Origin of the sequence: Curtobacterium sp. BRB10 (assembly GCF_031844325.1) — a bacterium.
GTDB lineage: Bacteria > Actinomycetota > Actinomycetes > Actinomycetales > Microbacteriaceae > Curtobacterium > Curtobacterium poinsettiae_A.
In genome coordinates this window covers 1-11,797 of sequence record NZ_JAUZVA010000016.1, presented here as the reverse complement: position 1 = coordinate 11,797, position 11,797 = coordinate 1, and the positions used below count along the sequence as shown (strand labels likewise).

Sequence of the window (11,797 nt, the reverse complement as noted above, 5' to 3'; positions counted from 1 at the left end):
AAACGAGACGGTGTGCCGACGCAGTTGCACGCGCCGCCCCTGCTTGGCAAACGACCATGGCGCGCCTAGGCCCTCGCTTCGAGTCTCTTGGCTAGATTCCCGGCTGTGACGCGAGATGCCCCCGATGAGCAAGTGTCGGCTTCAGCTCGGCGCTGGCGGGTAGCTCGGCGCATCGTGGCATGGGTTGGCCTGATCGTCATCGGCGCCGTTGCTGGTCGACTTCTTCCACCGTTCTCCATCGATTGGCCTTGGGTTGGCACGTTCGTCACCTCGCCAGGGCTTGGAGGACTCGCTGCTGTTTGCGCAGCGATCATCGCGCTGGCCGCAGCGCTCTACACAAGCCGCCGGAGCGCGGCGGTTGCGGCCAAGGACCGTGCTCAGCGGGACCGCCTCGCAGGGGAGGACCGGCAACAGCGTGAACTCGCGGACCAGCGGGCGCAGTGGTGGACTCGATTCACCTGGGCCGCAGACCGAGCCGTTCAGACGGAGACCTCAGAGCTAGGGATCTCGGTTCTCTCGCAGCTGATTGACCAGGACTGGGTGACGGTAGAGGATAACGAGATCGCGATCGCGGTCGCAGACGTGATCCAGCCGCCCACGAGTAGCGTGACGAGTGTCGGCGCGGTGGCGGAGCCGACGAAGGAGGAGCAGGAATGACGCAGTACAGTCCTCGTGCTCGAGCACTTGCTCAGCAGCTCCGAGCGAAGGCGACACGTAACATCGCAAGCAAGCAGGGCGGCGGGGAGAGTTCATCCCGGCTGCTGCACAGTTCCGAGCGGACTGTGGCGCCGAAGAGCGGACCGCAGACTGCCGAGCGGAAGCGGTCCTAGCGCTTCGACCTTGCTCGCACATAGATACGAGGGCCTCGATCTCAGTTCCGATGAGATCGAGGCCCTCGACTTGTTGCCGGCTGGTTCTACTTCCCAGTCTCCGACTGGCTGGTGTTCGGGTGCCGTGCGGCGGCGGCGCTGGAGATGTACCGACCGCTGATCCCGCTGCGGTAGTGCGTGCCGTTGCCCGTGTTGCTTCCCGTCTCCCGGACGCTCGTGCGCGGGTGACGCGCGGCAGCGGCGTTCGAGATGTACCGGCCGGAGATGGTGCTGCGGTTCGCCATGATGACGCTCCTCGTTCTCGATGAGCCGCAAGGTGTTCCCTGCGGTGCTTGCAATACTAAGCAAAGCCACTCAGGAGCGCAAGGTGCGCCACGCGCTGCTTGGTGAACCGAGCAACGTGCGGCACACTAGGGAGGTGACCCTCCCGGATGTCGAGCTCAGTGAATCTCTTGGTACGCACCTCAAGCGCGCAAGGGTGGCCGTTCCGCTCTCGCTGCGCGCCGTTGAGGCGCAGACCGAGGGGATCTCCAACGGGTACCTCTCGCAGATCGAGAGTGACCAGATCCGTCAGCCCTCACCGAACGTCCTGTACCAGTTGGCAAAGGTGTACGGGCTCGACTACCGCGACCTCTTGGTACGGGCCGGGATCCGCGTGCCAACTACGGTCGACATCTCAGAGCGAGACGCCGAGCTGGCCGGCATACCACTTCGTGCACTGGCCGACCTGTCCGACCACGAGCGCCGACAGGTACGCGATTTCATCGCTTGGATCAAGAGTCAACGAAGCTGACGGAGCAATGATGGAACCGATGCCCGCCCTTCCGGTCGACCAGATTCGCCGGCACGCGACCGGAGCCCTGCGCGCAGCAGGCCTCGGCCCGCACTCGGTTCTGCCCATTCCGCTCGCCGATGTCGCTACTGCAGCCGGGCTGCATCGTCAGTCCCTCTACGACCTCGGCGGGGAGGAAGAAGTGCCGCCGGCACTGCGCGGCATCTTCAAGAAGATGAAGGCGACGGTACTCGGCGCGCTGTCCATCCCAGAGCGCCGCGTCTTCATCGACGACACGCAAACCACAGCCCGCGCACGGTTCACCGAAGCACACGAGATCGGGCACGACGCGCTTCCGTGGCACCATGACGCGTATTACGGCGACGATCGCTTCACGCTCGACCCGGCCAGCGAGGCGGGCATGGAGGCGGAAGCGAACCAGTTCGCGGCCGACGTGATTTTTGCACTTGACCGCTTCACCGAGCAGGCCGACTCGTCGCGGCCTTCCATCGATGTTCCGCTCAGCCTTAATAGCGAGTACCAGGTCTCCGCGCAAGCCGCGGTTCGACGGTATGCAGAAACAAGTCGGCACCCCGTGGCGGTGCTCGTCGTGGGGCGGTACCTGTCCAATGGCACGCCGGCATCAGTCCCAATTTTCCAGGTGCATCAAAGCCCAGCGTTCACTCAACGGTACGGCCCGGTTCAGCAGGCCCTGGGCGTCCGACGCCTTTCAACGCTGCTGTACCCCGACCTCCGACGACTGTCTGTGGACCATCCCGCCCACGTCGACGAGACCACGATGATGCTCACCACGAACCGCGGCAAGGTCCACTTCCGCGCCGAAGGGTTCACCAACGGGCACGTCGGGATGGTCCTGCTGACCCGCAAGCAACCCACCCTCGGTAGGCCGGTCCAACTCGTCGACCTGCAAGGTCGGCCATTGCACTGACGCCCCTTTCGCGATGGAGCCGCGCGACGAGCATCGGCCGATTGTGAACACCCACTGGCCGAGGCCGAGCTCGCGCGCCGCGTCGGCGACGGTCGTCTTGGGCGATGAGTCTGTCGGCGGTTGCGCCCGCGAGACACCCATCTCCGCTTCGCGACTCCTGCTTTCCATCCACGTTGCGCATGTGCCAAAAATGATCGTTTGTGTCACATCTGGGTTCGGACTTATGCGAGGGGCGCGATCGTCGGCGAGTCGTGTAGCGGATACCAGTGCCACTATCTACGCATCGTTACCCGGCGTCAGGGACGAGTTCCGCTACGTTTCTGCTCGTGGGTGAGCTTCTTGGGTATGCGCGGGTGTCGACGACGGATCAGGATGCGGCGTTGCAGCTTGATGCGTTGCACGCTGCTGGCTGTTACCGGATCTGGACTGACACCATGTCCGGGTCGCTCGAGCACCGTCCGGAGCTGGTGAAGCTGCTCGACCAGCTCCGCCCCGGCGACACGCTTGTGGTGTGGCGGCTCGACCGACTCGGACGGTCGATTCGGAACCTGATCGATCAGCTGCAAGTACTGGGGGAGCGGGGTGTGGGGTTCCGGTCGTTGCAGGAGTCGATCGACACGACGTCTCCGGGCGGCCGGCTGGTGTTCCACGTGTTCGCGGCGTTGGCGGAGTTCGAACGAGACCTCATCAAGGAACGCACCCACGCCGGCCTTGCTGCAGCGCGCGCTCGTGGGCGGACTGGTGGCCGGCCGCCGCGGCTGTCGGCGGATCAAGTGCGAACGGCTCGGCGTCTGTATGAGCAGCGGGACATGACGGTCGCGCAGATCGGCGACGTGCTCGGGGTGAGCCGGACAACGGTGTACCGGGCACTGCGTCGCGAGAGCGATCCGGTCGCGGGACGTCGCGGCAAGACGGTGACCCCGTGACTTGTGCCGGCGGGGCTGCAGCCGCCGCATCGGGCGATACGCGTTGTGCGAGTGTGTTCGGCCCATGGCGCTGTGATCGTCTGGCTGATCATGCGGGGGAGCACCGGCACAAAGACGGACAGCAGCGCGCGAGCTGGAACGAACCACTCACGGGGAAGTCGCTGCGCGATCTCTGACCCCTCCACCCAATCGGCGGCGAGGCGTCATCGACCGTCCGCCTGTCCGGCCGGGAGCTGCCCGCATGCGTAGGCGCGCCACCGGTGCTCTATCGGTTCCTCGGTCACCGTTTCGACCCCCTTATGTGGGGGTGCGGTGCTGAGAGATGCTCCGTAACGTGCTGGGAAGTTGCGCAGTACAGCCATGGGGGCTGTGCGCTGGAGCAACGTCTTGAGGGGTTCTTTTCGCGTGTTCGCTGCGTCGTTGTCGGGTCGTGTCCGTGGAGTGGTCCTGGCGGTGGTGACGTTGGTCGCGCTGCTGGGTTCGTTGTTGGTGGTGGTGTCGCAGCCGGCTCCGGCGCAGGCTGTGGTGACGGGGTCGGGCGGGCAGTACGTGCCGATGCCCTCGAACGCACGTGTGCTGGGTGGTGCGACGGAGAAGGGCGTGTTCCGCACGGTCAAGGTCGCCGGAGTCGCCGGATTGCCGTCTTCTGGGATTGGCGCGGTGACGATGATGGTCACGATCGCTGACCCGTCCGGGTCTGGGCAGTTGCAGGCACGCGCGGACGATTCGGACGCGGCGACGCTGCTGATGATCTACAACTCCGGTGTCGGCGGGAACACGTCGAACACGGGCCTGCTCGCAGTTGCCGACGACGGCACGATCCAGGTGATGACCCAGACGGCGCAGTCGAAGGTCATCATCGACATCACCGGCTACTACACGTCCACGAAGAACGGCGTCTCGGCCGGTGGGTTCGTGGCGATGTCGCCGTCCCGTGTGCTCGATTCCCGTGGCGGGATCGGTGCCGCGCAGGGGCAGATCCCTGCTGGTTCGCAGCGCACCATCCAGGCAACCGGCTCGAACGGGATCCCGGCTGGCGCTGCGGCGGTCGCGGTGAACATCATCGTGATCAACCGCGAAGCAAAGGCCGGCTACGTCCGTCCCACCCCGACCGGTGAGACCCGCAGCACGGGCGTCCTGAACTACAACTCCAACGAGGGCCAGACCACGGCGATGAACGCGCAGGTCGCGTTGAGCGCTGACGGGAAGTTCAGCATCGACACCGCCGAGGGTGGCGGGAAGATCGACCTCGTCGTCGACATCCAGGGCTACTTCCTCCAGTCCAACCCCGGTGGCGGCTTCACCCCGCTGCAGGGCCGCCTCATCGACACCCGTAACAGCTCCAGCATCGCCTCGGGTGCATCGTTCACGCTGCAGGTCGGCGGCGTCCAGGGCGCCCCGACCGTCGAGGGCGGACTCTCCGCGGTGGCGGTGACGTTCACCGCGGTGAACGACAGTGGTGCGGACTCGTACGCGAAGATGTGGGCCGATGGTGCGGCGGAGCCGGAAGCATCCGCGATCAGCTCCGACGCAACGTCAAAGGTGACGAACACGGTTGTCGCGCCGGTGGGTGCGAACGGCAAGATCCGGATCAAGAACATGGGCACGGCGGCGATGAACTACCTCGTCGACCTGCAGGGTGCGTACAACTCGCTCCCTGGTGGCCCTGGCAACACGAACCGCACCGGTCAGCGGACGTCGGCGACGACTCTGCCGTTCCCGATCACGGACCAGACCAACGCCTCCGTCGATGTCGGAACCGGCAACCTGCTGGTCACCACGACGGCGATGAGCCTGCCTGGGGTGACGCAGAACACCACGATCGGCGCCGCGTACAACTCGCGCAGCACCACCGTCGGGGACGTAAACACGATGGACGCGAACCGGTGGCAGTACGCCCTCGCCGGCGCAGGTGACCTCACGGCGAACGCAGCCGGTGTCGTCTACACGGACGCCGCCGGGACGGCATGGCAGTTCAAGCCCTCGGGCTCGCAGGGTGCGTTCATCAGTCCGGCTGGTCTGCAGCAGACCCTGACCCGTGTCGACAACAGCACGACGCACGAGTACACGCTGAAGGGGTGGACTTCGAACTCGACCACACACTTCAACCTCGCTGGCCAGCCGACCTCGGTCGTGGACCGGAACAGCAACCAGACCAGCTTCAACACCTCGGACGGGTACGCGCTGACCACGATCGTCTCGACCGCCGGGGCGACGGGTGCAAAGACGGTGAAGTCGTCGTACGCGAACAGCACGCAGACGTTCTCCCAGACCTCCGGCTCGAGCTCGCGGAGCGTGTCTTTCGCGAAGAGCTCCGCGGGTGACATCACCACGTACACGGACGCGACCGGCAAGAAGACCACGTTCGCGTACGCGAACGGCGATCTCACCTCGATCACCGCACCCACCGGCGGCGTGACGGCCTTCACCTACGACTCATCCGACCGCGTCACGAAGGTGGAACAGCGCAACACCACGGCCGGCTCCGCCGGCACCGCGGTGACACGATTCTCCTACGCCAGTGACACGTCGACGCAGGTCGCTGACCCGCGGTCGGACCAGTCGGCGACGGTCGCCGCCGCGGCGCACACGACGTACACGCTCGACGGCAACGACCTGGTCACGAAGACCGTCGACCCGGCGAACCGTGAGCGGTCGAAGACGTACAACCCCGCCAACAACGGTGTCGCGAAGTCGACCGTCGGCGTATCCGGTGATGCGGGTACGGGGACGTCGTCGAATGAGTACGGCAAGAACAGCAGCCAGTCGCTGACGAAGTCCACCACCGGTTCCGGCTCCTCGAGCACCGCGGAGTACGGGTCGGGTTCCGCGACGGCGTACCTGCCGTCGAAGGTGTCCGACAGCTCGGGTAACAGCACCACCATCGGGTACGACGGTGTCGGCAACCAGACCTCGTCACAGTCCGGGTCGGACCCCTCGGTCCAGGCGAAGGTGGCGTACAACTCCGACGGCACGGTGAAGAGCGCGACGGCGCCGGGGAACGGGTCGAACTCGACCACGTACACCTACGACGGTAACAAGCAGCTGTCGAAGATCACCCCGCCCACCGGCACCACCCTCGGCGTGAAGACCTACACCTACGACGACTTCGGCCGGGTCAAGACCGAAACCGACGGGCGTGGGAACACCACCACGTACGGGTACGACAACGACGACCGGAACACCACCACCGCGTTCAGTGATGGCACGGCGACGGTCACCAATGTCTACGACGGCAATGGCAACCAGACCAGCCAGGCCTCCGCGGCCGGCACGATCACCAACAGCTACGACCAGCGCAACCGGCTGATCTCCACGGTGAACACCGCCGGCGGTGGGACCGTGTCCTACGGGTACGACCTCGCCGGGAACACGACACAGGTCACCGACTCCACCGGCACCGTCACCCACACGTACGACGCGTCCGAGGTGCTCACCGCGACGACGTACCCGACGAGTGCGGGCACGGCGAAGCAGATCTACCTCACCGACAAGCAGGGCCGCCGCACCGACACGTGGCTCGGCGCCGACGCATCGGCAACGCCCGGTGTCACTCCGTCCACGTGGAGCGCGCACCAGAAGCTGAGCTACGACAAGTCCGGCAAGGTCACCAAGGTGCAGGCATGGGCTGCGAACGAGGACCCGCAGCTCGTCGTCGACACCGACTACTGCTACATGGCAACCACCACCGCCCCGACCTGCACCGCCACGGAGGCGAACGACCGCACGAAGCTGCAGTGGTCGTACGACAACATCAGCAAGCAGGCCACCACGTACGGGTACACGGATACGGACGGGAAGACCCCGACCAAGCACCTCACCGGGATCACGCAGTCCGGCGGAACGAACCCGACGAACTGGGCGTTCACCTACGATGACGCCGGCAACCGCACCGAAGCCAAGGCCACCAACGCCGCCACCAAGGCGACAATCAGTGACCAGAAGCTGACCTACAACGCCGTCTCGCAGATCACCACGGACGGGTACACGTACGACGGCACCGGCAACCTCACCAAGGCTCCGGGGGAGACGTACACGTACAACGGGGCGCAGCAGCTGACCTCGTCCACGAAGGACGGCGTGACGACCAGCTACGAGTACGCCGGCGCGGACATGAACAAGCTGCTCTGGCAATCCACCGACGGGGGAGCGGAATACGGTTACACGTATGGCACCACCGACCAGAACGGCGTCCCCGTGATCGCCACCCGCGAGCAGATCGGCACCGGCACCGCATCAGTCGTGTCCGACCCGGTCACCGGGCAGCCGCTGGACCTACGCACCAGCGACGGCGTCACCAGCCTCTATGTCCTCGACGGCATCGGCAACCCGACCACGTCGATCGCCGACACCGGCAAGATCGCCTACCAGGTCACCTACGACGCCTACGGCGCCGAAACGGTCACCAAGGGTGGGAGTAGCACGCAGTGGCAGCAGAACCCGTACGGGTTCAAGACCGGCCTCCGCTCGAGCAACAGCGACAGTGGGCTGACCAAGTTCGGGTACCGCTGGTTCTCCGCGACAACCGGATCATGGGCGGAACGGGACACGCTCGATGTGCCGCTCGATCCCGGGAACGCGAACCGGTACGCGTTCGTCGGCTGCGATCCCATCAACGGATCTGACCCATCCGGCCGAGCGATCTCGCCTTGCGGGGCCACTGCTGCCATCACCGGGATCGCATCCTTTGCACTTGCGGGCGCTGCGCTCGTCTTGTCGCCCTTCACAGCCGGCCTGACCATCCCGCTCGCAGCCGGAGCGCTTGGAGTAGGGTCGTTCCTCACAGGGGCGACGTCCACCGCACTCGGGATCTACTACCTCTCGTCAGACGGGAACTGCTAACTCATGATTGACGGCACCTCTCAGCCCCAGCAGGTCAGGAGATTCTGGGCGAGCGTTTGGGTCAGCGGCCTGGTTCTCGCGCCGATCCTGCTCGTCACCGGGATCCTGCTTGTCGTGGCAGGAGTGTCTTGGGGGCTACCGCTGCTCATTGTGGGAGCGATCTGTACGGTCGGATTCGCCGTCGGTCGGGTCGTATTCAAGAGGCGAGTATCTTGACGCTGTAGCAAGGCCCCAGCGTTGACAAGACGGCGGCACTTCTTTTCGAGAAGTGCCGCCGTTTTTGTGTGTCTGTACGGGCGTGCGACAGGCGCGCGCACTTACTTCCACCCGTGCCAGATTGCTCCGAGCAGCACGGTTATCGGAACTGCCCCCATCGCTACGCCTGGTCGACGAAGGCGCAGTGGTCGGTCCGTCGCCGGGTGTGACAGCGTGTCTGCGGGGGTTTGGTGGGGGAGGGCGTGGACTTATGCGTATGCCGCCTCGTATTCCGCAACTGCCGTCCACGGTGTCGGTACATGGCCATCGGTTGCGGCTCGAGCTGGTGCCGTCGCAGACGGCGCGGAAGACGTGGCACGTCACCGAGCGGCTCGGTGCGCACCTGGTGGGTCAAGCGCCCTTGCTCTACGAGCGTGGTGAGTTCAGCATGGAGACGTCGACGGGAACGATCACGGATGCTGATTGGGGTGTTGTGCTGATGCGTGCGTTCGGGCGCAGCTGGTCGCCGCCGAGGTGATCTGAACGGCTGGGCGTTGGTGCTACTGCGTGAGTGTCATCGGCGCGGTCTTCGGCGCGAGTGGACGAGGTGCCCGGACCGGGCGAAACAGCCCACCGTTCCGCTGGGGAGCCAGCGCAGCGGTGGGCTGTCTTCCGGGGCGTGGGTTTCAGTAGCTGCTGTAGGAAGGCGCGTTCGCGGCCGCGGCGAAGATGACGATCGCGAAGACGATGGACAGCACGATCGATGCTGCGCTGATGATGATGCCGGCGAGGGCGAGTCCGCGGCCGCGTTCACCGGTGCGCTTGATCTGCGTGAGCGCGATGATCGACACGACCAGGCCGCCGATGCTGACCACGAACGCGAGGATGAAGCCGACGATCGCGAGGACGCTGTACCGGTCCGACTGTCCCGGCGACTGCTGATACGGCTGCGCATTGCCGTTGTAGGGGTTGGGCTGGGAGGGCGTGGCGTCGCTCATAGCGGCGCGTCCTTTCATTCAGGATGGCTTCGAGCCCTGCCGTCCAGGACGGCATGGATCTCGACGGCGCAAGAGGTGTGCGCGATTCATAGCATGGCGGTAGATCTGCCGGCGTGCACATCGGTTTTTTGCACCGTGGTGCTACACAAGAGGACATGGCACAGAAAGTCACGACCCACCTCATTGACGACCTCACTGGCGACACGATCGAGCACGGCGGAAAGAACGTCGCGTTCTCGTTTGATGGCAGCCACTACGAGATCGACCTGTCAGACGACAACGCCGAGCAGCTCCGCGAGGCGTTTTCGGACTACATCGCTGCCGCCCGCAAAGTCACGAGCCGTGGCGGCCGCGGATCCGGAAGCACGCAGCGGAGCAACCCGGACGAGCTGGCGAAGATCCGCGAGTGGGCTGCAGCTAACGGGCACGACGTCGCACCGCGGGGCCGGATCAGCCAGGCCGTGAGGGACGCCTACGACGCCGCTCACTAGTCGCGCACCGTCTCGGTGGCTACGCTCACCTCGAGCTCAGTCACCGGGCTCCGGCCGGGCTGTCACGACACTGACAGCCCGGCCGTTCCCATGTCCTGGTCCGGAGTGCTGGAGGTGGCCGTCGACGGGCCCGGGGTGTGGCCGGGCCCGCACTCACCCGAAGAGCAGCGGGACGGGCCACCCTGAACCGGCCCTACACGCGGCATTCGAAGCAAAGACCGCACGCGACTGGACCTCCGAGCAGCATCCGAGGCCGTACGGCAAGGGATCGACTGTCGGACGTCGCAGCAAGCTACGCGCTCGCGACCCACTTGGGCAGAGCAGGACACTCCGGCCTACAGTCGGGCCATGACGAGATCAGGACCGGCAAAGTCGGAGGAAGAGCCGAGTCGATCCGGGTCAGTGACGATGTTGGTGCTCGGAGCGGTCTCGCTCGGTATTGCTCTCCTATTCGTGACTGCGGCCGACCCTTTTGCACTCGCTGGTCGAACTCAGCTTCCAGCGGTGCTTCTTGGGGCCGTCGCAGCCTTGGCTGGGATCGTCTGTATGTCGCTCGGTATCCGAGGGCTCGTACGTCTCCGAGGCACGCGCTGAGGCGCGACGAGCCGGGTGTCCGGTAGTCGATCGGCTATAGGGCACCGAAACCAGCGCTCCTGTGTCCGTCGACGACGCGATCCACTTCGCAGTCGGCCCTGTCTCGTAACCGACCTCCCCGACGCAAGAGCCGCCGAGCTCTTGCGAGACACGGCTGCGAGACGGTCAGCTCAGGGTCTGCTGCGGGGGAGCGGGCCGCACCGCGAGACGTCTCGCAACTGTAGGGTTTCAAGCCAGTCTGGAGGCACTTGATCCTCGCCGAGCAAAGCGGCCAGCGCGGTACGGGTCCCTACAACCACCGGTCACCGCGGGCGACCTTGCTCGAGGGATCTTCCAAGTAACCCATCACGAGGCACTAACCTGTGAACATGAATTCACCCCGCCGCACGATGGTTAGCGACCTCGTAGCCTGGATGACCGGCGTGCCGCTCGCTGTAGTCGGCATTTTCGTACTTGTAGCCGCAGATACCACACCAAGAGCTATCTCTGGGGCGGCAGCTCTCCTTGCGGGCGTTGTTCTCGTTTCTACGGCGATGCTTCTCGGCGTAATCGGCCGCCGCTAGCTTCCAGCAAGAATAATGTGCTCTTTCACTGACGTGCCGCCTCCTCTTATTGCCTCCAATGCGCTCACGTAAGCGGAGACGGTTGGATTTGCACTACTGAGGTCCACTTTTTTCGTTTCGAGATTGGGCCGTAATACTGTTTGAAGGCAAATTGCTTCAGCGAATCATAGCGGCTGTTCACTGCACCCTTTGATGCTTCTCTAAGCGCCGAATCAACGAGGAGCGCATAGCTACTTGGGAGGTTGGGTTAGTGTCGCGGGCACGTGCGTCTGGTTTGAGCGTGCTCCTGGGCGTGCTGGAGTGCCGTCGGCCGCACCGGCGGCGCTCCTGGCCGGGGTGGTGCCGCGGCAGGAGGCGGCACCACCCCGGTCGCCTTCGTCGTTAGGTGCGGGGTGCGATGGGGATGTCCCAGTAGGTGGGTTGTTCGTACTGCTCACTCCAGCCGCGTCGCATCCGGGTCGCTGCCCGATCGAACTCGTCCACGACATCGGTGTCCGCGGTCAGAAGCGATTGGAGGCGGAGGCCGTCGTAGAGGGCGAGGAGCTGTTTCGCGCCGCGGACCGGGTCCATCGTTGCTGGTTCCCGCCCGTCGCGGACGTCTGCGGTGAGGCCGGTGCGGATGGTTTCCCGGAACCGT

At 65.2% G+C, this 11,797-nt stretch carries 9 protein-coding genes; 6 read left to right on the top strand and 3 right to left on the bottom strand.

What is annotated here, in order from left to right; genetic code table 11:
• Positions 1 to 174 precede the first annotated feature (174 nt).
• Positions 175 to 657, top strand: a complete 483-nt coding sequence (locus Q9R26_RS18355; RefSeq protein WP_311228171.1) for a hypothetical protein — start codon at positions 175 to 177, stop codon at positions 655 to 657.
• Between the two features lie 259 nt (positions 658 to 916).
• Here the strand turns inward: Q9R26_RS18355 and Q9R26_RS18350 are convergent, their stop codons facing one another.
• A complete protein-coding gene (locus Q9R26_RS18350; protein WP_311228170.1) occupies positions 917 to 1,114 on the bottom strand; it encodes a hypothetical protein in 198 nt (65 codons plus the stop codon).
• A 20-nt stretch (positions 1,115 to 1,134) separates the two neighbouring features.
• Between Q9R26_RS18350 and Q9R26_RS18345 the strand changes: the two genes are divergently transcribed.
• From Q9R26_RS18345 to Q9R26_RS18330, 4 genes are all read left to right on the top strand, one after another.
• On the top strand, positions 1,135 to 1,623 hold the full coding sequence (locus tag Q9R26_RS18345; protein WP_311228169.1) for a helix-turn-helix transcriptional regulator: 489 nt from the start codon (positions 1,135 to 1,137) through the stop codon (positions 1,621 to 1,623).
• A 19-nt stretch (positions 1,624 to 1,642) separates the two neighbouring features.
• A complete protein-coding gene (locus Q9R26_RS18340; protein WP_311228168.1) occupies positions 1,643 to 2,551 on the top strand; it encodes an ImmA/IrrE family metallo-endopeptidase in 909 nt (302 codons plus the stop codon).
• Between the two features lie 326 nt (positions 2,552 to 2,877).
• Positions 2,878 to 3,477, top strand: coding sequence for a recombinase family protein (locus Q9R26_RS18335; protein ID WP_311228167.1), 600 nt, complete (start codon positions 2,878 to 2,880; stop codon positions 3,475 to 3,477).
• Positions 3,478 to 4,143: 666 nt separating this feature from the next.
• Positions 4,144 to 8,319, top strand: coding sequence for an RHS repeat-associated core domain-containing protein (locus Q9R26_RS18330; protein ID WP_311228172.1), 4,176 nt, complete (start codon positions 4,144 to 4,146; stop codon positions 8,317 to 8,319).
• Between the two features lie 881 nt (positions 8,320 to 9,200).
• On the opposite strand, the gene Q9R26_RS18325 is transcribed toward Q9R26_RS18330, so the two are convergent.
• Complete coding sequence (locus Q9R26_RS18325) at positions 9,201 to 9,512, bottom strand: DUF4190 domain-containing protein (protein ID WP_311228166.1); 312 nt, start codon at positions 9,510 to 9,512, stop codon at positions 9,201 to 9,203.
• Positions 9,513 to 9,667: 155 nt separating this feature from the next.
• On the opposite strand from Q9R26_RS18325, the gene Q9R26_RS18320 reads away from it, so the two are divergent.
• Positions 9,668 to 10,003, top strand: coding sequence for an Lsr2 family protein (locus tag Q9R26_RS18320; protein WP_311228165.1), 336 nt, complete (start codon positions 9,668 to 9,670; stop codon positions 10,001 to 10,003).
• A gap of 1,538 nt (positions 10,004 to 11,541) precedes the next feature.
• Here the strand turns inward: Q9R26_RS18320 and Q9R26_RS18315 are convergent.
• Positions 11,542 to 11,797: hypothetical protein (locus Q9R26_RS18315; RefSeq protein WP_396136846.1), on the bottom strand; the 256-nt coding region annotated here is incomplete at its 5' end.